The organism is Nostoc sp., from assembly GCF_036917535.1.
Classification (GTDB): domain Bacteria; phylum Cyanobacteriota; class Cyanobacteriia; order Cyanobacteriales; family Nostocaceae; genus Nostoc.
The window spans coordinates 43,489-62,211 of sequence record NZ_JBALDA010000044.1; the positions used below are offsets into that span (position 1 = coordinate 43,489).

Sequence of the window (18,723 nt, forward strand, 5' to 3'; positions counted from 1 at the left end):
CGAACGAGCGTCTGGGGGTTTCCCCCATGAGCAACTGGCTTACTTGAAGGGTCATTAGTTACTAGCTTTCGACAAAAGGCAAAGGACAAAAGATAAAAGATAAAGGACAAAATTGGAGAAAATTATGGCTACTAATACTACTGAAGTAAAAGCGATCGCTCGTTTTATCCGGATCTCGGCCTACAAGGTGCGTCGGGTACTCGATCAAATCCGCGGGCGATCGTACCGAGAAGCGTTAATCATCCTGGAATTTATGCCCTATCGCGCCACTGAACCCATCTTGAAGGTTCTCAGAAGCGCTGCTGCCAATGCCGAACACAACGCTGGGTTAGATCGGACTCAACTAGTGATTACTCAGGCTTATGCCGATCAAGGGCCACCATTGAAGCGGTTCCAGCCAAGAGCGCAAGGTCGAGCTTACCAAATTCGCAAGCCGACGTGTCATATTACTGTGGCTGTTGCAGCCGCCCCAGAAAAATAAGCTTTTTTACAGGAATAAATTGCGTAAAGTCAGAAATTTTAGAGGAAGCATTCGTGGGACAAAAGATTCATCCAGTTGGTTTTCGCCTGGGTATTACACAAGAACATCAATCCCGTTGGTTTGCTGTTCCCGATCGCTATCCAGAACTTCTCCAAGAAGATCACAAACTCCGTCAATACATAGAACAAAAGCTGGGTAGACAGGCTCAAAACAACGCCGGGATTTCCGAAGTGCGGATTGAGCGCAAAGCTGACCAAATCGACTTAGAAATACGCACAGCTAGACCAGGCGTAGTAGTGGGTCGCGGTGGACAAGGTATTGAATCCTTACGTACCGGACTCCAAGGATTGTTGGGTAGTAATCGCCAAATTCGCATTAACGTAGTTGAAGTTCAACGGGTTGATGCTGATGCCTACCTAATTGCCGAATACATTGCTCAACAATTGGAACGTCGGGTTTCCTTTCGGCGGGTAGTCCGGCAATCGATTCAACGTGCCCAGCGCGCCGGTGTCCAAGGTATTAAAATCCAAGTTAGCGGTCGCCTCAATGGTGCAGAAATTGCCCGGACAGAGTGGACTCGTGAAGGTAGAGTACCTTTACATACCTTACGGGCTGACATTGACTACTCTTATTGCACAGCAAAAACTGTTTACGGCATTTTGGGTATAAAAGTATGGGTGTTTAAGGGAGAAATTATTCCTGGACAGGAAGAAACTCCGTTACCACCCGCAAGCCGCGATCGCGAACGCGGAGATCGCGAACGCGGGGATCGCGAACGCGATCCCCGTCGCCGTCAACAACAACGTCGTCGCCAGCAATTTGAAGACCGCTCAAATGAAGGATAAAAAGGGAATGGGGCATAAAGAATTGACAATGCCCAATGCCCAATGACGCCAGTCGCCTCAAGTCGGGAAACCCGCCCACAGCGCTGGCTCCCCAATGCCCAATGCCTAGTAGCCAATCATGTTAAGCCCTAGAAGAACTAAATTCCGCAAACAACAGCGCGGACGGATGGAGGGACTAGCCACCCGTGGTAGTACTCTCAACTTCGGTGATTTTGCACTCCAAGCGCAAGAACCTGCTTGGATTACCTCCCGGCAAATCGAGGCTTCCCGTCGGGCGATGACTCGTTATATTCGTCGGGGTGGACAAATCTGGATTCGGATTTTCCCTGATAAACCTGTAACCATGCGTCCTGCTGAAACCCGGATGGGTTCCGGTAAAGGTTCGCCAGAGTTTTGGGTAGCTGTAGTCAAGCCAGGACGGATTTTGTTTGAAATTGCTGGAGTTTCTGAAGAAATCGCCCGTGAAGCGATGCGTTTGGCTTCATTTAAACTGCCCATCAAAACCAAGTTTATTGTGCGCTCTCAACCACAGGAGCAGGAGTAGCTTATGCCTCTTCCCAAGATTTCAGAAGCTAGAGAATTAAGCGACGAGAAACTCTCTGATGAAATTGTCGCAATCAAAAGACAACTATTTCAGTTGCGCTTGCAAAAAGCCACCAGACAATTAGAAAAGCCCCACCAGTTCCGACAAATGCGCCACCGCCTAGCCCAATTGCTGACGGTAGAAACAGAACGCAAACGGGCAGCAAGTCAATCCGGCTAAAGAAAAAAAGTAGGAGATTATGGCAGTTAAAGAACGAGTTGGCTTGGTAGTGAGCGATAAAATGCAAAAAACTGTGGTAGTCGCCATAGAAAACCGCGCTCCTCACCCCAAGTACGGCAAGATTGTGGTTAACACCCAACGATATAAAGTTCACGACGAAGAAAATCAGTGTAAAGTAGGCGATCGCGTTCGCATTCAGGAAACTAGACCCCTGAGTAAAACCAAGCGCTGGAAAATCACAGAAATCCTCAACGTCAAGCCCACTTAAACCTCATCGTTGTTAGCAACTAACAACATTACAAGGAAAAATAATTGTGATTCAACCCCAGACTTACCTGAATGTCGCAGATAATAGCGGCGCCCGCAAACTAATGTGCATCCGCATCTTGGGTGGAGGCAACCGCCGCTATGGTTTTATCGGCGATAAAATTATCGCAGTTGTCAAAGATGCTACACCCAACATGGCTGTAAAAAAGTCTGATGTTGTAGAAGCAGTAATTGTCAGGACTCGAAAAGCTGTAAATCGTGACAGCGGCATGAGCATTCGCTTTGATGATAACGCTGCTGTAATCATCAACAAAGACGGTAATCCCAGAGGTACACGGGTTTTTGGCCCAGTTGCTCGGGAACTGCGCGATAAAAACTTTACTAAAATTGTTTCTCTGGCTCCGGAGGTGCTTTAATGGCAGCCAAACAGGGTAGGCCCAAAGTATTCTACAAAATGCATGTCAAAACTGGCGACACCGTACAAGTGATTGCTGGCAAAGACAAAGGAAAGGTTGGTGAAATTATCCAAGCACTTCCCCAACTGAGTAAAGTCATCGTCAAAGGTGTCAACATCAAGACCAAGCACGTCAAACCCCAGCAAGAAGGGGAATCAGGGCGAATTATTACCCAAGAATTCCCGATTCATAGCTCCAATGTGATGCTTTATTCTACCAAGCAAAACGTTGCCAGTCGTATTGGGTATACCTTTACCTCAGAAGGCAAAAAAGTCAGAAAACTCAAGAAAACTGGCGAAATTATAGATAAATAGTCATTAGTCATTGGTCATTAGTCAGTAGAGACGCGACGCCAGTCGCTACAACGGGGGGAACCCCCGCAACGCGTTAGCTCATTAATCGCGTCTGTACAATGGTCATTAGTTATTAGTAAAAAGACAAATAACAAAAGACAAAGGACAATAAAAGTTCCCTGACCAAGCCCAGGGATATCAGGACAAAAAACTATGGCGACAACAAGACTCAAAAGCTTATATCAAGAGACAGTCGTCCCCAAACTGATCAATCAGTTTCAATATACCAACGTTCATCAAGTACCGAAGTTGGTAAAGGTTACGATTAACCGAGGTTTGGGTGAAGCGGCTCAAAATGCGAAGGCGCTGGAAGCATCCATAAACGAAATTTCAGTAATCACTGGTCAAAAACCAGTGGTGACACGGGCGAAAAAGGCGATCGCGGGCTTTAAGATTCGTCAAGGGATGCCTGTAGGGATCATGGTGACACTCAGAGCCGAACGGATGTATGCCTTTTTTGATCGGTTAGTTAGCCTTTCACTACCCAGAATTCGAGATTTTCGCGGCGTTAGCCCTAAAAGCTTTGACGGACGTGGTAACTATACTCTGGGTGTGAGAGAACAGCTAATTTTTCCAGAAGTAGAATACGACAGCATCGATCAAGTGCGTGGTCTGGATATTTCCATCATCACCACAGCAACAAACGACGAAGAGGGACGCGCCTTACTTAAAGAATTAGGAATGCCCTTTCGCGATCAATAAGTTCATCTATAGAGGGAACGATGGCGGCTAACGACACAATTGCAGATATGCTGACGCGCATCCGCAATGCCAACCTGGCGCGGCATCAAACTACACAAGTGCCAGCGACAAAATTGACCCGGAGCATTGCCAAAGTGCTACGGGAGGAAGGCTTTATTGCTGAAATTGAAGAAACAGAAGAAGGGGTAAAACGCAATTTAGTGATTTCCCTGAAATACAAAGGTAAAAACCGTCAGCCTCTAATCACCGCCTTAAAGCGGGTCAGTAAGCCTGGCTTACGTGTTTATTCAAATCGAAAAGAATTACCAAGGGTACTAGGCGGCATTGGCATTGCCATTATTTCTACATCCAGTGGGATTATGACTGACCGCGAAGCGCGGCGTCAGAACTTGGGTGGCGAAGTACTTTGTTACGTTTGGTAGTCATTGGTCATTAGTGAAGGACAAAAGACAACAGACAAATAACAAAGGACAAAAAGTCATGTCTCGTATTGGTAAACGTCCAATTACTATTCCCGCCAAAGTTCAAGTGGCGATCGATGGTACAAATATTGTGGTGAAAGGGCCCAAGGGAGAACTTTCTCGCACTCTAGCTGCGAATGTTTCACTCTCTCAAGAGGGAGAAATATTACAGGTAAACCGTCGGGATGAAACTCGTACCTCAAAGCAAATGCATGGCTTGAGCCGTACTTTAGTTGCCAACATGGTCGAGGGAGTTTCCCAAGGTTTTCAGCGCCGTTTAGAAATCCAAGGTGTTGGTTACAGGGCACAAATTCAAGGGCGTAACCTAATTTTAAATATGGGTTACAGCCATCAGGTGCAAATTGAACCCCCAGAAGGGATTCAGTTTGCTGTAGAAGGTACTACTAACGTCATTGTCAGCGGCTATGACAAAGAAATTGTCGGTAACACAGCCGCCAAAATTCGTGCCGTTCGTCCACCAGAACCTTACAAAGGTAAAGGCATTCGCTATGCCGGTGAAGTAGTCAGACGGAAAGCTGGTAAGACTGGTAAGGGTGGTAAGAAGTAGAAATGAAACTTACTCGTAGAGAATCAAAAAGCCGTCGTCATCGACGCGTTCGCGGCAAAGTTATTGGCTCCCCAGAACGTCCGCGTTTAGCGGTATTTCGTTCTAATGAGCATATTTATGCCCAGATAATTGATGACACTCAGCATCAAACCATCGTGGCCGCATCGACTGTAGAACCAGAGTTGAAATCTAGTTTAGCGTCAGGTGCAAACCGCGATGCATCGGTGCAAGTTGGTAAGTTGATCGCAGTGCGATCGCTAGAAAAAGGCATTACCAAAGTAGTCTTTGATCGTGGTGGTAACTTATATCATGGTCGTGTCAAAGCACTAGCTGAAGCAGCACGCGAAGCTGGTTTAGATTTTTAAATTGTCCTTTGTCATTTGTCCTCTCTTACAAAGTTCCAATCGCCGGAATCCGGCGCTCAGACTTTGCGCTTTGTCCCTTGTATAAGAACTAATGACTAATGACTAATGACTAATGACTAATGACTAATGACAAAAGAGGCAGAAATTATGGCAACAGAGCGTAAAAGTAGAACAAAGCGTGCCAAAAAAGAAGAAACCACTTGGCAAGAGCGGGTTATCCAAATCCGACGCGTAAGTAAAGTGGTCAAAGGTGGTAAAAAACTCAGCTTCCGAGCGATCGTTGTCGTTGGTAACGAACGCGGTCAAGTTGGAGTCGGAGTAGGCAAAGCTTCAGATGTAATTGGCGCCGTCAAAAAAGGCGTAGCCGACGGCAAAAAACACCTCATTGATATTCCAATCACCAAGTCCAACTCCATACCCCATCCGATTGATGGTATCGGTGGCGGTGCAAAAGTGATTATGCGTCCAGCCGCACCTGGTACTGGGGTAATTGCGGGTGGTGCTGTGCGAACTGTGTTGGAATTAGCAGGAGTTCGTAACGTCTTAGCCAAACAACTAGGCTCCAACAATCCGCTCAATAATGCTAGAGCCGCAGTTAATGCCTTATCTACACTGCGTACCCTTTCTGAAGTCGCTGAAGATCGCGATATTCCTATTCAAAATCTCTACATCTAATTTAGTCATCGGTCAGTAGAGACGCGATTAATCGGGTCTGTACAATGGTCATTAGTGAATAACAAACGACAAATGAAAACTTGATAAATTATGAGACTCCATGATGTTAAGCCGCAAAAAGGCTCAAAGAAACGCAAGCGCCGTGTAGCTAGAGGTATTTCTGCTGGTCAAGGTGCTAGTGCCGGTCTAGGTATGCGGGGTCAAAAATCTCGTTCTGGTAGTAGTACACGACCAGGTTTTGAAGGTGGTCAACAGCCATTGTACCGCCGCTTACCTAAGCTGAAGGGCTTTCCGATAATTAATCAGAAGATTTACACTACGATTAATGTAGAGAAGCTAGCCTCCCTTCCTGCGAATACGGAAGTAACTTTGACCTCATTGAAAGCCGCAGGTATCCTGACTGCTGTCAAGGGGCCATTGAAAATTTTAGGTAACGGGGAATTGAGCATTCCGCTCAAAGTACAAGCGGCAGCTTTCACAGGTTCAGCTCGTAGCAAAATTGAGGCAGCTGGTGGTAGTTGTGAAGTCTTATGAGTGAGCCGGAATAGCGCACTTAAATGCAAGCCAACTCGCTGCCAGTGCTTGGTTCACTATAAAGGTAGCACTCTATGATCAGTCGAGATAAAGCCCCAACGGCTCAAGAAACTTTTATGCAGATGGCACAGGCAGCTGGCCTTAGAGGTAGGCTGCTTGTCACTGTCGGTATTTTGATTTTGGTTCGCTTAGGTATCTTTTTGCCCGTTCCAGGGATTGATAGACCGAGATTTGCCGAAGCCATATCGGGGAGTAATTCCATATTCGGCTTATTGGATATATTTTCCGGGCGAGGACTTTCGACTTTGGGAGTCTTTGCTTTAGGAATTTTGCCCTTCATTAATGCGTCTATTATCATCCAATTGCTGACTGCGGCGATTCCATCTTTAGAAAATTTACAGAAAAATGAGGGGGAAGCCGGTCGGCGAAAAATATCGCAAATTACCCGCTATGTCACTGTCGGTTGGGCAATTCTTCAAAGTACAGCTTTTTCGGCATTATTCCTCCAGCAATTCGCCCTAAAGCCAGGGCCAATCTTTGTAGCTGAAACTGCGATCGCTTTGACTGCTGGTTCAATGTTCGTCATGTGGGCATCAGAACTGATTACAGAAAGGGGCATTGGCAATGGAGCATCATTGCTGATTTTTGTCAACATTGTTGCCTCATTACCAAAAGCTTTAGGCGATACCATCGACTTGGTGCAAGTCGGCGGTCGGGAAGCAGTCGGTCGAGTGATCGTCCTGATCTTGGTCTTCCTAGCAACAATTGTTGGTATTGTGATTGTCCAAGAAGGAATGCGGCGCATCCCAATTATTTCGGCCCGTCGCCAAGTAGGTCGGCGAGTTTTGGCAGAGCAGCGTAGTTATCTGCCCCTGCGGTTAAATCAAGGCGGCGTAATGCCAATTATTTTTGCTGCTGCCATCCTCAGTTTGCCACTGCTAATCGCCAATTTTACTAAAAATGCCGATTTGGCAAATATAGTTAACACTTATTTGAGTCCAAGCGGTTCTAGCTCCTGGGTCTATGCTTTGGTATACATGATTTCCATTGTTTTCTTCAGCTACTTCTATTCTTCGTTGATTCTTAACCCGGTAGATGTGGCGCAGAACTTGAAGAAAATGGGTTCTAGTATTCCTGGAATTCGTCCTGGCAAGGCAACTAGCGAGTATATCGAACGCGTTTCCAACCGACTAACTTTTTTGGGTGCGATCTTTTTGGGCTTTGTTGCTATTATCCCCACAGCTGTGGAAAGCGCTTTGAATGTGAAAACTTTCCGGGGAATTGGTGCAACCTCGTTGTTAATTTTAGTTGGTGTGGCAATTGAGACAGCCAAACAAGTCCAAACTTATGTCATCTCTCAGCGCTACGAAGGAATGGTGAAATAATAGTGACGCGATTAATCTTCTTGGGGCCACCTGGAGCAGGTAAAGGAACACAAGCTCAAACTTTGGCTGAACACTTGAATATTCCCCATATTTCTACTGGTGAAATTTTAAGACAAGCCATGAAAGAGCAAACTCATTTGGGAATCAAGGCTCAAAGTTACGTTGATAGCGGCGAGTTAGTACCCGATCAGTTAGTGCAGGACTTGGTACAGGAGCGCCTCAGTCAACAAGATGCCAAAAATGGTTGGATTCTTGATGGTTTTCCCCGAAAAGTGACCCAAGCAGGTTTTCTGGAGAAGTTACTAGAAGAAATACATCAGAGTGGCGAAAAGGTAGTCAATCTAGATGCACCAGATGAAATTGTGATCGCACGTTTGCTAGCTAGAGGACGAAAAGATGATACCGAAGAGGTGATTCGTCGTCGTTTAGAAGTGTACCGCGCTGAAACTGCACCTTTAATTGATTATTATGGCGATCGCCAAAAACTCCTAACAGTCAATGGCAATCAGTCCCAAGAAGATGTCACTGGTGAACTACAAAAGGTAATCGCCTGAGGATGAGGAGGATGAGGGAGAAATCAATTCAAAATTCAAAATTCAAAATTCAAAATTCACGCATTAAAGAACTTCTGCCTTCTGCCTCCTCTTTCCCAATCCCCTAATGCCCAATGCCCAATGCCTCCTCCCAAGAAAAAGATCAATTTTAGCTAAGATATATTAATAAACTATTGATATATTTCTGAAAATGTGTTTATTTGCAGATGAAGCGCTGCAACTGAACACGAAATTGTTGAGTTGAGGAAAAAACAAATTGTCTAAGCAAGATTTGATTGAAATGGAAGGCACGGTTACAGAGTCCTTGCCCAATGCAATGTTTCGCGTTGACTTGGACAATGGCTTTAACGTGCTAGCACATATTTCCGGCAAGATTCGCCGAAATTATATCAAGATTTTGCCTGGCGATCGCGTCAAGGTGGAGTTAACCCCCTACGACTTGACCAAAGGCAGAATTACCTATCGATTACGAAAGAAGTAAGTATATGTAGAGAATATTACCATAAAACCATTTTTTTGACTGTTTGCTAGTCATTTAACTGGATTAATTTTCTTAGAAATGCTATAATTTTATATTTGGAGTCAAAAAATAAAAGGCATGAAAGTTAGAGCCTCAGTCAAGAAAATTTGTGAAAAGTGTAACGTGATCAAACGTCGTGGTCGCGTTATGGTGATTTGCGTGAACCCCAAGCACAAACAACGTCAAGGATAACACTTTTACCAACAGAGTCAGTTGCAGGACGCATATCATCATTAAAACGAAAAGACGCGATCAATCACGTTTTTCCAACCAAAAGTAATTGCGAGAACAATAGGGAGAGTTCATTGTGGCACGTATTGCCGGAGTAGACCTTCCACGCGATAAGCGCGTCGAGATCGGTCTAACTTACATCTACGGAATTGGATTATCACGCTCTCAAGAAATTATAGCGGCTACTGGTGTGAACCCAGACACCCGCGTTAAAGACTTAAGTGATGCCGATGTGACAGCCCTACGAGGGGAAATAGAAACCAACTATCAAGTTGAAGGCGATTTGCGGCGCTTAGAAGGTTTGAACATCAAGCGCTTAATTGATATCGGTACCTACAGAGGTCGTCGTCATCGTATGGGCTTACCAGTCAGAGGTCAAAGAACTCGCACAAATGCCAGAACCCGTCGAGGCAGAAGGCAGACAGTGGCAGGGAAGAAGAAGGCTCCAGGGAAATAATTTTGCAACGCTTGCTAATCCGAGCAAGTTTTACCTTAAATCAACTAAACAAGTATGGCGAGACAACCAACTAAAAAAACCGGGAGCAAGAAGCAGAAACGGAATGTACCCAGTGGAATGGCTTACATCCAGTCTACTTTCAACAATAGCATTGTCACCATTACCGATCAAAATGGAGATGTTATCTCCTGGGCTAGCGCTGGTTCTAGCGGTTTTAAGGGAGCAAAAAAGGGGACTCCCTTTGCAGCGCAAACCGCAGCTGAAAGTGCAGCTCGCCGAGCTATAGATCAAGGAATGCGCCAAATCGAGGTAATGGTCAGTGGGCCAGGAGCAGGTAGAGAAACCGCTATTCGGGCACTCCAAGGAGCAGGACTGGAAATTACACTGATTCGGGATATTACCCCGATTCCTCACAATGGTTGTCGTCCACCCAAGCGCCGTCGAGTTTAAACACCAAGACTTGGGCAGTAAGGACGAAAACTTACACTCAGCAATGACCGCTTGGGCGTCTAACGTGCAAACTGTTATTGAGTCAAAGCTTGGGCGACCAGAAGCGCGTCAGATTTTCCCGCCGGAAAAGCTGTTAAACTTCAGGCTACCCAAAATATTATTAATCAATTTTGGATTTTAGGTTTGCGATTTTAGATTGAACCCGAATATAAGGGTGCTGGGCCTCGTGGATTTTAAGTTGATTATTTAAGATTTGTTCCGCCAATAAGAGGTGGAGCATGAACGAAAGAAGCACAATCCAAAATCCAAAGTCCAAAATCGAAAATTGGCAATCAATTCTGGAGGCAATTGATTTGTCTGCTAGCAGCACCTTAGAAAAAGGGAGGCTCATCCGTGGCGCAGTTTCAAATTGAATGTGTAGAGTCGAATACCGAGGAAAGTCGGAACCATTACAGTAAATTTGTTTTGGAACCTCTAGAACGCGGTCAAGGAACAACTGTTGGCAACGCACTGCGGCGGGTTTTACTGTCTAATCTAGAGGGTACGGCAGTTACAGCAGTGAGGATTGAAAAAGTTTCACATGAGTTTGCCACAGTTCCAGGCGTACGGGAAGATGTGCTCGAAATTCTCATGAGAATGAAGGAAGTTATCCTGAAAAACTATTCTTCGCAGCCCCAGATTGGTAGATTACTCGTTAGCGGCCCAGCAACAATCACTGCGGCACATTTTGATTTGCCCAGTGAAGTAGAAGTCATCGATCCGACCCAGTATGTAGCCACCATCGCTGAGGGTGGAAAGCTGGAAATGGAGTTTCGGATTGAGAAAGGCAAAGGCTATCGCACCGTAGAGCGAGGACGTGAGGAAGCCACATCGTTGGATTTTCTCCAAATCGACTCAATATTTATGCCGGTGCGAAAAGTCAACTACAGTGTTGAAGAATCTCGTGGGGACGGCTTGATTCCAAAAGACCGACTACTGTTAGAAGTTTGGACAAATGGCAGTATTTCCCCCCAGGAAGCACTATCTTCGGCCGCTGCAATATTGGTAGATTTATTCAACCCGTTGAAAGATATCTCCCTAGAACCAACAGACACAGGTTCGGACATTCCAGACGACCCAACTGCCCAGATACCCATCGAAGAGTTGCAACTTTCTGTACGGGCATATAACTGTCTCAAACGGGCACAAGTTAACTCTGTGGCAGATTTGTTGGATTATACCCAAGAAGACCTCTTAGAAATTAAGAACTTTGGGCAGAAGTCAGCAGAAGAAGTCGTGGAAGCTTTGCAGCGACGCTTGGGCATCACCCTGCCAATGGAAAGAGGCTCTAAACACCCTTAAGAAAAACTGTTCATAATTCATAGTGCATAATTATGCGTCACCGTTGTCGCGTCAAAAAACTCAGTAAACCAGCAGATCAACGCCGTGCTTTACTGCGATCGCTCACCACCGAGCTAATCCGTCATGGTAAAATCACCACCACTTTAATTAGAGCAAAAGTTCTGCGAAGTGAAGTGGAAAAAATGATTACCCTAGCCAAAAATGGCTCCTTGGCAGCACGTCGGGAAGCTCTTGGCTACATCTTCGACAAACAACTGGTTCACGCTCTATTTGAGCAAGCTCCAACTCGATATGGCGCTCGCCAGGGCGGTTATACCCGCATCCTGCATACCGTACCACGTCGGGGTGATAATGCAAAAATGGCAATAATTGAATTGGTTTAAGTCATTAGTCATTGGTCAGAGACGCGATTAATCGCGTCTGTACAATGGTCATTAGTAAATAACAAAGGACAAATGACAAAGAGATAAGTCTGAGCTAAGGCTTCCTTAGATCAGAACTTCAAAGACAAAATCTGTATGTTAGAAAGCCACCAGCCGACACAAACTCATCGAGTAGCCTTGGTAATCCAATACCTGGGCACTCATTTTCATGGCTGGCAACGGCAAAAAAACCAACGGACTGTCCAAGAAGAAATCGAAATTGCGATCGCTACTATTATTGGGCATCATGTAACATTACACGGTGCTGGGCGAACCGATTCTGGAGTTCACGCTGCTGCTCAAGTAGCCCATTTTGAAGCTACAGGTTTAATTCCGCCTCACAAGTGGGCAACAATCCTAAATAGCTATCTACCACCAGATATATTAATCAGGGCTTCAGCTAGTGTTGATAACCGTTGGCACGCTCGCTTTAGTGCAGCCTATCGACGGTATCGCTACACAATATATACTGAAGATCGGCTTAACTTGTTTATAAGACCCTTCAGTTGGCATTATTATTATGCACCCCTAGATGAATCTTTAATTCAAGCTGCCTTGAAACCTCTGTTGGGAAAGCATCACTTAGCTGCTTTTCATCGTGCAGGCTCAAAGCGATCGCATTCCTGGGTAGAGGTGCAAGCAGCAGAGTGTCGTCGCAGTGGGCCATTTATCCATATTGAAATACAGGCAGATGGATTTTTGTATGGCATGGTACGGCTGTTGGTAGGGATGCTGGTACAAGTAGGTTCTGGACAACGAACACTTTCTAGCTTCACCGAACTCTGGAAAGAACAACGTCGGCAAGAAGTGAAATACGCCGCACCGCCTCAAGGCTTATGCTTGTTGCGAGTCGGCTATCCCGATTTTCCGTTTCCAAAAGAGATTTGGTACGACACCTTACCAAAGTTCGTCACTAGTCAAGAGTCATTAGTCATTGGTCAGTAGTGACAAAGGACAAATAACAAATGACTAATGACAAATTAAAAATGACAAAGGACAAATGACAAATGACAACAGTTAAAACATACCTTCCTTCTCAAGCGTCCCTTGAGCGTGAGTGGTACATAGTAGATGCCACCGATAAACGTCTCGGTCGCCTCGCTAGTGAAATCGCCCAGGTATTGAGAGGCAAAAAGAAACCCGAATATACACCCCATCTAGATACAGGTGACTTTGTAATTGTCATCAATGCCGAGAAAGTAGCAGTCACAGGCAAAAAGCGCACTCAAAAGCTTTACCGCCGCCATTCTGGTCGCCCCGGTGGGATGAAAACGGAAACTTTCGCTAAACTGCAAGAGCGCATACCAGAACGGATTTTAGAACAAGCTGTTAAAGGTATGCTACCTAAAAATAGCCTTGGTAAGCAGTTGTTCACCAAGCTGAAAGTTTACGCTGGGCCTACGCATCCCCATGATGCTCAAAAACCTAAAGAACTAAAAGTTAGTACAATTCCTGGAGAAGAAAATTAATGGTAGTAGCAGATGCTAATAGCGGTCGCGCCGTATACTGGGGTACTGGTCGTCGTAAGAACGCAGTAGCAAGAGTACGCTTGGTTCCAGGCACCGGTCAACTGATTGTGAACGGTAAAGATGGAACTTTATATTTCCAATTCAACCCCAACTATCTGGGAGTGATCAAAGCACCCCTGGAAACTTTGGGACTAGAAAACGAATATGACATTTTGGTGAAAGCAGAAGGCGGCGGCTTGACCGGACAGGCTGATTCTGTTCGTTTGGGAGTTGCTCGTGCTTTATGCCAACTAGACCCAGACAACCGCCCACCTTTGAAAACTGAAGGTTATTTGACTCGCGATCCCAGAGCAAAAGAGCGGAAGAAATATGGTTTACATAAAGCTCGGAAAGCGCCTCAGTACTCTAAGCGTTAGGGAATTGGGCGTGGGGCATCTCTCCACTCCCTAGCTTCAACTGAAACCTGAAAGTTATAATTGATATAGATTGATCACAAAAAGAACAATGGCTAAATCTGATATTCACCCCAAGTGGTATCCAGATGCTAAAGTTTACTGCAACGGTCAAGTTGTTATGACCATTGGCTCTACTAAGCCAGAATTGCACGTAGATGTTTGGTCTGGAAATCACCCATTTTACACCGGGACTCAGAAGATTATTGACACTGAGGGTCGAGTAGAGCGCTTCCTCCGCAAGTACGGCATGAGCAGCACTCAAACATCTGGCGACGATCAAAACAAAAAGTAGCGGGTTGGCTCTGCTGTTAACGACGGCCCTGCATCAGCTGGGTCGATTTTCATTTATATGCTCGAGCCAATTTGTTATTTTTTTAAGGAGCGATCGCACTCGTCATGGCTGAATCATACTTACTGGACAAACTAAAATCTGTTGAACAAACCTTTAATGAATTAACACGTCGTCTTGGCGACCCCGATACCGCTAGCAATCCTGATGAGTATCAACAAATTGCTAAGTCTCGTTCTTCTTTGGAAGAGGTAGTTAATACTTATGAAATTTGGAAAGCAGCCCAAGAAGACTTAATTGGAGCGCGTGAAGTTTACAAAGAATCTGCGAGTGACCCAGAGTTGCAAGAAATGGCAGCACTGGAAGTAAAAGAACTTGAAGAAAAAATAGAACATTTAGAGTCTCGCTTGAAGGTCTTACTGCTACCACGCGACCCTAATGATGAAAAGAATATCATGTTGGAAATTCGCGCAGGTACTGGTGGCGATGAAGCAAGTATTTGGGCTGGCGATTTGATGCAGATGTACACCCGCTATGCCCAAAGTCAAGGTTGGAAAGTTTCTCTAGTGAGCGAATCTCGTGGAGAAATGGGTGGTTGGAAAGAAGTCATTCTCGAAATTAAAGGTAATGACGTTTACAGCCAGTTAAAGTTTGAAGCTGGAGTACATCGTGTGCAGCGCGTGCCGGCAACTGAATCTGGGGGACGGGTTCATACTTCCACAGCTACCGTGGCGATTATGCCAGAGGTGGATGATGTGGAAATTCACATTGATCCGAAAGATATTGAAATGACTACAGCTCGTTCTGGTGGTGCTGGTGGACAAAACGTTAATAAGGTGGAAACAGCCGTTGACTTGATGCACAAACCAACGGGGATACGCATTTTCTGTACAGAAGAACGCAGCCAGTTGCAAAACAAAGAACGGGCGATGCAAATTCTGCGGGCGAAGTTGTATGAAATCAAGTTAAGCGAACAACAAGAAGCTGTAACTTCCATGCGGCGATCGCAGGTTGGTACAGGATCGCGATCGGAAAAAATTCGCACCTATAATTATAAAGATAACCGCGCTACCGATCACCGCTTAGGTCAGAATTATTCTCTTAACCCTGTTTTGGAAGGTGATTTAGAGACACTGATCCAATCTTGCATATCTCTAGACCAGCAAGAACGTCTCGCGGAACTAGCGACTTCTGCCGCTAACTAATTTTTGCTGTTAATATTACTGGAAAACCACTTGTTGCTTTGTTGTTTTTAACACACAGGTGGTTTTCTAATATCGCGTCGAGTGCATCTTCCATTTCACTAGGATAATGGTAATAGGCACATTCGTACTTCATATAACAATTCGAGAACAGCGTCGCGCCATTCAAAGACATTTGCAACAGAACCCTAGCTTAAAGTCTCGAATCGAAGAAGCCTTATTAGATGGTTTTGAAGCGGGAGTCGATTTGGCACTATGACAAACTAACTTACCATTACGAACTTTTCCAGAGGATTGCCCCTATTTATTTGATGATGCGATCGCAGACAATTTTCTGTGCGATACTCGTCAAGACTGGGAAGGATAATTCCTACCATATTTCTGACGCTCATTTTTTATTTTGAGACACGTTATATTTATTAATAAATAATAGAAACTAGCTTTTTAAAATCTTGGAAATCACAGCTTTGCTGTTTTTGAACATTTTGAACATATATATTATAGTACAGCTTGTTATCTTGAAACTTAAAGAAAGAGCCTACTACAGGTAACTGCTTATGTTTCAGTCTGAAAACTATTCTGTTAAGTTTATATTTTCCATATTTATTAACAAGATAAATAAAGCTATCAAAACTTCCATTTATAGCTTTTTCAAATTCTAGTATATTTTCATCTAATTTATTAGAACTTTGCAAGATTAAAGGTGGTATATCTTCAAGACTATTGAGATGATTACTCGTAAATACGCCGTCTTTTTTTGTATATGCAATAATTTCATGGTAATTATATAAAATTCCAATTTCTGAACAAGATTTTTTTAGGTATCTTTCAATCTGCTTCTCATGATTCCGCAAGTTTTCTTCTTCTCGCTTCACTTCCACAATCATTAGAGGAGGACAATATGGTTTAAAATAGTCATTTTTTACAGTTTTACATAATTCTATATCATGATAATCAGATTCCACTCTTATATCAATTTCATTTGGAAATAATTTACTTTGGTTTACCAAAAAGTAGATAAACAATTGCCTAACTTTTTCTTCTGGTCGTCCATTAAGAACAATTTCACTACCTCTAATTAAACACTTTGTATATTCTGCATAGTTTCTTTTATATATATTTAGTTTTCTAGATATTTCTTCACTTAAGCTACTCATAGATAGTCAGGTTTATTTATAAACTGGTTATAGGGATGCAATCTCCTTACATCCCTTAATATTTTCCATGCAATTTTAAATTGCTATCTGTCTATTTTTCTCCAAAAAAGCTTAAGATTTTAGTAACTAATTCTGCCCAATACTGTCCTGCTTTAATCTCTAAAAATATATTTAAGCTTTGCTCAGTTTCAAGTTCGTGCTTCAAGGTCTGACATACGTTCTTTGTATAGTTTTCACCAGGAAGCTGTACCTTACCCTTTTCCTTAATTAAAGCCGTCCAAAACTCAGAATCTTCGCTTTTAGGTGATAATTTTCTTATAGCTTCATCTTGAATTTTTACACCTACTTCACTTATAAAACTATCATAAAATGAGTTAAATTGCATGACTAATTCAGGGATAAGTGTTTTTAATGATTCATTTGCAAAAGTAAGCTCATTAAGGATATTTTCTAATTCCTGTTTAGCTTGTTTGGTAAATTTTTTCAACATTTCATCTTCATTTCTTCCCTCAGCAACAATCCTCATATCGTAATATATATCTATATTCCTTGGATCATAATAACCAAAGTTTCTATGTATAGCATGTTTAGTGTTCCATGCTCGATAAACAGTACGATAATATTCAATATATTTATCAACAAAATCTTTATAAACAAAACTAGGCACTCTTCTATTTAAATAGCGTAAATCTTTTATATTGTGAATGGCATTTTCAATTGCTTTGATTTCTGATCCTGTCAAAGCATCACCATTTTTTATTCTCGTAAAACTTTCTTGGATATTTTTTATTTCATCCAATAAAATATTCTGTCTGCGTTTTACTACACTGGCTACAGCTTTTAGAAAATCATCTTTATCTGCCTGTACATCTTCTTCGTTATAAATGTCAGTATTTAGCTTGACTATATCATCACGGTAGTACCTCAAAGAATCATAGAACAAAATGTTTTCCAGGAAAAAATCTAGGTTTAAACGCTTGAATGTCGCTTGAATCTCTTCTTTTCTGATTTTAATTCCTATATCTCGATCTCCATCACATCCAATTACTCTTTCAGGTTCATTTTTGTGAGGCAATACCAAAGTTACAAATCTATGATGAAAATCTTTAGATTTAGATGTAAGGTGATAACTTATTAATTTACTGATATTAGCTTCAGGAGCCGCACTAAAGGGAGTTACAAAAAGGCAGAGAGTATCCTGATTTTCAATATATTTCTGCAAGTCTTTACGAATTGGATTCTCATCAAGTCCTTTAGTATCCACAATTGAATCAAACTGAGACAAGTTTGAGCCAGATAAAACATCATGGCTCACATAAAGATATACTTTTCTTGGAATAGCAAACTCTTTTAACTCAACATTGTTAATGGCAGCAAAGGTATTTTTTATCCAATCTTGCTCAGTTTTTTGATTATCAAATTCAATCTTATTATTATTTCTATATTCAAGATTTGCATTATTCAAAGCAAGTTTTTTAAATTTTTCTAATCCTAACTTATCAAATTCTTCCTTAGCTCGGTCAATTTTTGTTACTTCATTATTAATTGTTGGATAGCGTAACTTCATTTCTGTAATATTTCTAATAGCCCTTTCAATTTCTGTAGAAATAATTATTTTCTTGTCTGCTTGAATATTGTCTTTATCTGCAATATAGTCGCAGAATTCAAAAATAAGATTTTCCATCTCATCAACTGTATAAGGCTCTATTTCTATGTAAGTTTTTTCCGCAGCTTTGAGAATTACTTCACATATAGTAGTTCTACCTGCTCCTGTTGATAGCAACTCTTTAGTTTCAGTTACGTTTCGAGGTCTACCAGCAATAGTTTTGGAAACATTGAAATCGCTTATCAAGTTAAACAGATGGCAAATAGCTGTCGTCTTTCCTTGACCAATAGTACCTATAAAAGCAATTTTATATTTTTCTATACTAAGAATTTTTTCTATTTCATCTAATCGCTCTAACTTAGATTTTAAGTTATTAATGCAAATATGATTAGGTATATTAATTTTAGAATCAACTGAGATTTTTTTAATTTCCTTCCTCAACTCTTGTTTCAAGGATGCAATTTCTTCTTGCCACGTTATCGTCAACATACTGTTTACTCTGTTTTGATGCTTACTTACTTGATATTTACAGTATGCCCATTATGGTTGAATATCTAACAAAAGCCTCATAACACCGCTAAACAAGCCTCTGGCAGCCCTTTAGCTACTTGGTGACGAGGAAGGCGCTAATTTTGGTTGAGTTCAAGGTTCTGGTAGAAATACATAACGGCTACACAAACTAAGTCCAACTGCGCGGATTCCAAGAAGTTGAAACC

The 18,723-nt window shown here is 42.8% G+C and carries 29 protein-coding genes; 27 read left to right on the forward strand and 2 right to left on the reverse strand.

Features of this window, described 5'->3' with window-relative positions; all coding sequences use genetic code 11:
• Positions 1 to 124: 124 nt before the first annotated feature.
• The 27 genes from rplV (at position 125) to V7K56_RS14880 (ending at position 15,503) form a co-directional block, all read left to right on the forward strand.
• A complete protein-coding gene (rplV, locus tag V7K56_RS14750; protein ID WP_069070777.1) occupies positions 125 to 481 on the forward strand; it encodes a 50S ribosomal protein L22 in 357 nt (118 codons plus the stop codon).
• A 53-nt stretch (positions 482 to 534) separates the two neighbouring features.
• Positions 535 to 1,326: a 30S ribosomal protein S3 gene (rpsC, locus tag V7K56_RS14755; protein WP_334911648.1), complete on the forward strand. Its 792-nt coding sequence runs from the start codon at positions 535 to 537 to the stop codon at positions 1,324 to 1,326.
• A gap of 118 nt (positions 1,327 to 1,444) precedes the next feature.
• Positions 1,445 to 1,870: a 50S ribosomal protein L16 gene (rplP, locus tag V7K56_RS14760; protein WP_334690014.1), complete on the forward strand. Its 426-nt coding sequence runs from the start codon at positions 1,445 to 1,447 to the stop codon at positions 1,868 to 1,870.
• A gap of 3 nt (positions 1,871 to 1,873) precedes the next feature.
• Positions 1,874 to 2,089 carry a 50S ribosomal protein L29 gene (gene rpmC, locus V7K56_RS14765; protein ID WP_334911649.1) on the forward strand — a complete coding sequence of 72 codons (216 nt, stop codon included), beginning with the start codon at positions 1,874 to 1,876 and terminating at the stop codon, positions 2,087 to 2,089.
• Between the two features lie 19 nt (positions 2,090 to 2,108).
• Positions 2,109 to 2,357, forward strand: coding sequence for a 30S ribosomal protein S17 (rpsQ, locus tag V7K56_RS14770; protein ID WP_073641952.1), 249 nt, complete (start codon positions 2,109 to 2,111; stop codon positions 2,355 to 2,357).
• Between the two features lie 46 nt (positions 2,358 to 2,403).
• Positions 2,404 to 2,772: a 50S ribosomal protein L14 gene (rplN, locus tag V7K56_RS14775; protein WP_099101129.1), complete on the forward strand. Its 369-nt coding sequence runs from the start codon at positions 2,404 to 2,406 to the stop codon at positions 2,770 to 2,772.
• Positions 2,772 to 3,125, forward strand: a complete 354-nt coding sequence (rplX, locus tag V7K56_RS14780) for a 50S ribosomal protein L24 (protein ID WP_334911650.1) — start codon at positions 2,772 to 2,774, stop codon at positions 3,123 to 3,125. Before rplN ends, rplX begins: the two co-directional genes overlap by 1 nt.
• A gap of 192 nt (positions 3,126 to 3,317) precedes the next feature.
• The gene (gene rplE, locus V7K56_RS14785; RefSeq protein ID WP_334911651.1) at positions 3,318 to 3,866 is read left to right on the forward strand and encodes a 50S ribosomal protein L5; all 549 of its coding nucleotides are present in this window, start codon (positions 3,318 to 3,320) and stop codon (positions 3,864 to 3,866) included.
• Between the two features lie 20 nt (positions 3,867 to 3,886).
• On the forward strand, positions 3,887 to 4,288 hold the full coding sequence (gene rpsH, locus V7K56_RS14790; protein ID WP_334911652.1) for a 30S ribosomal protein S8: 402 nt from the start codon (positions 3,887 to 3,889) through the stop codon (positions 4,286 to 4,288).
• A 58-nt stretch (positions 4,289 to 4,346) separates the two neighbouring features.
• Positions 4,347 to 4,895, forward strand: a complete 549-nt coding sequence (gene rplF / locus V7K56_RS14795; RefSeq protein WP_334911653.1) for a 50S ribosomal protein L6 — start codon at positions 4,347 to 4,349, stop codon at positions 4,893 to 4,895.
• A 2-nt stretch (positions 4,896 to 4,897) separates the two neighbouring features.
• The gene (rplR, locus tag V7K56_RS14800; protein WP_334911654.1) at positions 4,898 to 5,260 is read left to right on the forward strand and encodes a 50S ribosomal protein L18; all 363 of its coding nucleotides are present in this window, start codon (positions 4,898 to 4,900) and stop codon (positions 5,258 to 5,260) included.
• 147 nt (positions 5,261 to 5,407) lie between these two features.
• Positions 5,408 to 5,935: a 30S ribosomal protein S5 gene (gene rpsE / locus V7K56_RS14805; RefSeq protein ID WP_334911655.1), complete on the forward strand. Its 528-nt coding sequence runs from the start codon at positions 5,408 to 5,410 to the stop codon at positions 5,933 to 5,935.
• Between the two features lie 90 nt (positions 5,936 to 6,025).
• Complete coding sequence (gene rplO, locus V7K56_RS14810) at positions 6,026 to 6,469, forward strand: 50S ribosomal protein L15 (protein WP_322679499.1); 444 nt, start codon at positions 6,026 to 6,028, stop codon at positions 6,467 to 6,469.
• A 74-nt stretch (positions 6,470 to 6,543) separates the two neighbouring features.
• Positions 6,544 to 7,854, forward strand: coding sequence for a preprotein translocase subunit SecY (gene secY, locus V7K56_RS14815; protein WP_104906409.1), 1,311 nt, complete (start codon positions 6,544 to 6,546; stop codon positions 7,852 to 7,854).
• A gap of 2 nt (positions 7,855 to 7,856) precedes the next feature.
• A complete protein-coding gene (locus V7K56_RS14820) occupies positions 7,857 to 8,408 on the forward strand; it encodes an adenylate kinase (RefSeq protein ID WP_334911656.1) in 552 nt (183 codons plus the stop codon).
• Positions 8,409 to 8,664: 256 nt separating this feature from the next.
• Positions 8,665 to 8,889: a translation initiation factor IF-1 gene (gene infA / locus V7K56_RS14825; protein WP_006276978.1), complete on the forward strand. Its 225-nt coding sequence runs from the start codon at positions 8,665 to 8,667 to the stop codon at positions 8,887 to 8,889.
• Between the two features lie 117 nt (positions 8,890 to 9,006).
• Positions 9,007 to 9,120: a 50S ribosomal protein L36 gene (gene rpmJ, locus V7K56_RS14830; protein ID WP_015129703.1), complete on the forward strand. Its 114-nt coding sequence runs from the start codon at positions 9,007 to 9,009 to the stop codon at positions 9,118 to 9,120.
• Between the two features lie 115 nt (positions 9,121 to 9,235).
• Complete coding sequence (gene rpsM / locus V7K56_RS14835) at positions 9,236 to 9,616, forward strand: 30S ribosomal protein S13 (RefSeq protein ID WP_334911657.1); 381 nt, start codon at positions 9,236 to 9,238, stop codon at positions 9,614 to 9,616.
• A gap of 54 nt (positions 9,617 to 9,670) precedes the next feature.
• Entirely contained in the window at positions 9,671 to 10,066 is a 396-nt protein-coding gene (gene rpsK / locus V7K56_RS14840; protein WP_069070761.1) for a 30S ribosomal protein S11, read from the forward strand.
• 393 nt (positions 10,067 to 10,459) lie between these two features.
• The gene (locus V7K56_RS14845; protein WP_334911658.1) at positions 10,460 to 11,407 is read left to right on the forward strand and encodes a DNA-directed RNA polymerase subunit alpha; all 948 of its coding nucleotides are present in this window, start codon (positions 10,460 to 10,462) and stop codon (positions 11,405 to 11,407) included.
• Between the two features lie 32 nt (positions 11,408 to 11,439).
• Entirely contained in the window at positions 11,440 to 11,790 is a 351-nt protein-coding gene (gene rplQ, locus V7K56_RS14850) for a 50S ribosomal protein L17 (protein ID WP_334911659.1), read from the forward strand.
• A gap of 135 nt (positions 11,791 to 11,925) precedes the next feature.
• On the forward strand, positions 11,926 to 12,774 hold the full coding sequence (gene truA, locus V7K56_RS14855; protein WP_334911660.1) for a tRNA pseudouridine(38-40) synthase TruA: 849 nt from the start codon (positions 11,926 to 11,928) through the stop codon (positions 12,772 to 12,774).
• A 62-nt stretch (positions 12,775 to 12,836) separates the two neighbouring features.
• Complete coding sequence (gene rplM, locus V7K56_RS14860; protein WP_334852177.1) at positions 12,837 to 13,298, forward strand: 50S ribosomal protein L13; 462 nt, start codon at positions 12,837 to 12,839, stop codon at positions 13,296 to 13,298.
• The gene (gene rpsI / locus V7K56_RS14865) at positions 13,298 to 13,714 is read left to right on the forward strand and encodes a 30S ribosomal protein S9 (RefSeq protein WP_104906415.1); all 417 of its coding nucleotides are present in this window, start codon (positions 13,298 to 13,300) and stop codon (positions 13,712 to 13,714) included. Before rplM ends, rpsI begins: the two co-directional genes overlap by 1 nt.
• 88 nt (positions 13,715 to 13,802) lie before the next feature.
• Positions 13,803 to 14,045, forward strand: coding sequence for a 50S ribosomal protein L31 (gene rpmE / locus V7K56_RS14870; RefSeq protein ID WP_292759704.1), 243 nt, complete (start codon positions 13,803 to 13,805; stop codon positions 14,043 to 14,045).
• Positions 14,046 to 14,149: 104 nt separating this feature from the next.
• Positions 14,150 to 15,247, forward strand: coding sequence for a peptide chain release factor 1 (prfA, locus tag V7K56_RS14875; RefSeq protein WP_334911661.1), 1,098 nt, complete (start codon positions 14,150 to 14,152; stop codon positions 15,245 to 15,247).
• A gap of 106 nt (positions 15,248 to 15,353) precedes the next feature.
• On the forward strand, positions 15,354 to 15,503 hold the full coding sequence (locus V7K56_RS14880; RefSeq protein ID WP_334911662.1) for a DUF29 family protein: 150 nt from the start codon (positions 15,354 to 15,356) through the stop codon (positions 15,501 to 15,503).
• A gap of 160 nt (positions 15,504 to 15,663) precedes the next feature.
• On the opposite strand, the gene V7K56_RS14885 is transcribed toward V7K56_RS14880, so the two are convergent.
• Positions 15,664 to 16,401 (reverse strand): type I restriction enzyme HsdR N-terminal domain-containing protein, encoded by a 738-nt coding sequence (locus V7K56_RS14885; RefSeq protein WP_334911663.1) that lies wholly within the window; start codon positions 16,399 to 16,401, stop codon positions 15,664 to 15,666.
• Positions 16,402 to 16,492: 91 nt separating this feature from the next.
• Positions 16,493 to 18,496, reverse strand: a complete 2,004-nt coding sequence (locus V7K56_RS14890) for a hypothetical protein (protein WP_334911664.1) — start codon at positions 18,494 to 18,496, stop codon at positions 16,493 to 16,495.
• Between the last annotated feature and the right edge of the window lie 227 nt (positions 18,497 to 18,723).